2 protein-coding genes are annotated in these 2,409 nt (G+C 44.5%); both read left to right on the top strand.

Annotated elements, in window-relative coordinates; translation table 11 throughout:
• Positions 1–141 precede the first annotated feature (141 nt).
• On the top strand, positions 142–732 hold the full coding sequence (locus LYNGBM3L_RS31290; protein ID WP_008190877.1) for a type IV pilin-like G/H family protein: 591 nt from the start codon (positions 142–144) through the stop codon (positions 730–732).
• Positions 733–914: 182 nt separating this feature from the next.
• Positions 915–2,042 (top strand): tetratricopeptide repeat protein, encoded by a 1,128-nt coding sequence (locus tag LYNGBM3L_RS31285; RefSeq protein WP_008190874.1) that lies wholly within the window; start codon positions 915–917, stop codon positions 2,040–2,042.
• The last annotated feature ends 367 nt before the right edge of the window (positions 2,043–2,409 follow it).

The raw sequence follows: 2,409 nt of genomic DNA, 5'->3' as shown, positions 1-2,409 counted from the left end.
TTCAGCTATCAGCTATCAGCTTTCAGCCATTGGCCGTAGGCCTGGGTAAGGGAACAGCTTTTGAATAAAAAAAGCTGACCACTGACCACTGACCGCTGAATGCTTACAACAAATCAGCATCCCACATCTGTATAAAGACTTATGAAAACTGATCTAAAAGTTAAACTACTTCAGCACCTGACCCAGAAAAAGCAAGACGAAGGTTTTACTCTAATTGAACTACTAGTTGTAATCATCATTATTGGAATTCTATCCGCCATTGCTCTACCTTCTTTCTTGAACCAAGCTAATAAGGCCAAGCAGTCAGAAGCTAGAACTTATGTCGGTTCAATGAATCGATCTCAGCAAGCTTACTACCTGGAAAACGATGAATTTGTAACTGACGAGACTAATTTTGGTGAGTTAGGTCTTGGCGTTGCTACACAGACTAAGAACTATATTTACGGAGTACAAGACGGAGGTACGCCGAAAGCAAGCGTTTCTAACTATGGAGACCCAGCGACAGGAGCTGGTGAAACGGATACGGACTCTTCCCTTAAGGCATATCAGGGTGTTACAGCCTTGGGTGAGATAGCAGAGACCAGTGAGGCAACTACGTTGGCTGTATTGTGTGAAACTAAAAAAGCTGTGGGAATTGGGGGTGTATTTGCTAAAGGTCTAGAAGCTAATGTTCCCAATGATCAGCCCCAATGTGCCGACGAAAACAACTGGAGGAATTTATCAGGTAAGTGATACTTAAGGGAAACCTTGGTGACGACAGTTTGAATCACCAAAAATTAGATATTTAGTTAGAGTGGGTAGACGGTTCTACCTACTTTTTTTTATGGAAATACTTCAGTGGACAATTACCCTAATCAGGTTTTCAATAGTATTATAAAATGGGGTGATATCTTTGATTTAATTAGCACAAAAGTATGACTAACTGGCAGCAACAAGCTGAGCAATATCTAATTCAGGGGGACTACAGTAAGGCCGCAAGCTTATACGAACAGGCTATTGAAGCGGAACCTGATGTCATCGCCTACTACTGGCATTTAGGATTACTGTTCCTATTGCAGGGTCAAGAAACAGAAGCCCAAACCACTTGGCTGCTGGTGATGGCAGAGGCGGAGTCAGACCAAGTGGAGACGTGGACTGAGGAACTGCTCCAGGTGTTGCAAACCGAAGCTGAGCGCAGGCAGAAGTTAGCCGATTATGCCGTAGCCTGGGCAATCCGCCAGCATATGCGGGAAATTTGCCCCACGGATCTGACTAATCTCTTGGAAATTATTGCCCTAAGCATCAAGCTAGAAACCTTTAGGGGTGATGACTTGACGGAGCTGGGGGTGATTTCACTGCTACAAACCCAGCCAACGGTAGAATGCAATCAGCAATTATTGAAAGAGGTTTTGGGGCAGATACTAGAAGCCGAACCATTGCATCCAACCTCCCTAGAATTTACCGAAGCTTGCTTAGCTTACCTGCCCAATCCTGAGGTTTGGTTCTGGCCGTTACTGTCAGCCTGTATGAAAATTGGTCATACCTTAAAGCAACCGACCATCGCTGCTGGTTTTCTGGAACGTTATCGCTCCTTAGATCTTCATAATCCTCAGAATATAGAAATATTACGACATCTCGCTACCTTTTATCAAAATGCTCGTAATTATGACCAGGGCATAGAAACCGCTAAGTTGTGCTATTCCTTATCGGAATCTTTACCAGACAAAATATCGGGAATTAACCTGGTATTGCGGGGGATCATGAATGCCGGGGGCTATTGGCCGGAAGTTACTGGGGCTTGCCAGACCCTAGAATCACTGCTTGTTTCCTTAATTAAGGAACAACCAGCTAACTTGTCTGATGTTGAGACTCTACGTCTGCTTACCCCATTCTTTTCTTTGGCTCATGTTCAGGACCAGCCTAGCCATTTCAGACCTATTTTGAATCAAATGGCTGAGGTGTTCCAGAGGAATATTCGGGATTATACGAAGGAAAGAGCGGAGTGGTATGGATCCCCCCAGGCCTCCCGTTTGAAAGCGTGTAGTCCTCCCTTTCGTAATTGAGTCTCTGTCCCCCGCATGTTGTGGGGAGGTTCGGGAGGTGGTCTCGGTTTGATCTGAAGCCAATTCTCCCATTACTCACGATCACTCCGATAAGCGGGTAGAGTTAGCCTCGACAATGTTATTCAACCTTGTTAGGTACAACTCACTGGTTTAACTCGTTACGCCTGTTTAAAGCTGTACGACAGTTGCTACAAACTGGCACGTATTTGTAGGTGTCATGAGCTGAATAACGTAGTTCTCTACGAACTTAGTCTGGTCACGACAGAGCAATCAATCTCCCGCTATAGTCCGAAGGAATTAGCGGCGAGTTCGTGACGGACGTTTTCCATCCACATTTTCAGTATATTATACAAAATTTATTATTATA

The organism is Moorena producens 3L, from assembly GCF_000211815.1.
GTDB classification, from domain to species: Bacteria; Cyanobacteriota; Cyanobacteriia; order Cyanobacteriales; family Coleofasciculaceae; genus Moorena; species Moorena producens.
The sequence above is the reverse complement of the archived record's forward strand: the minus strand, read 5'-3'. Positions and strand labels throughout refer to the sequence as shown.

Excerpts from the sequence above, each read along its gene's own strand:
- LYNGBM3L_RS31290 (WP_008190877.1), top strand. The coding sequence starts at position 142 with ATGAAAACTGATCTAAAAGTTAAACTACTTCAGCACCTGACCCAGAAA.
- LYNGBM3L_RS31285 (WP_008190874.1), top strand. The coding sequence starts at position 915 with ATGACTAACTGGCAGCAACAAGCTGAGCAATATCTAATTCAGGGGGAC.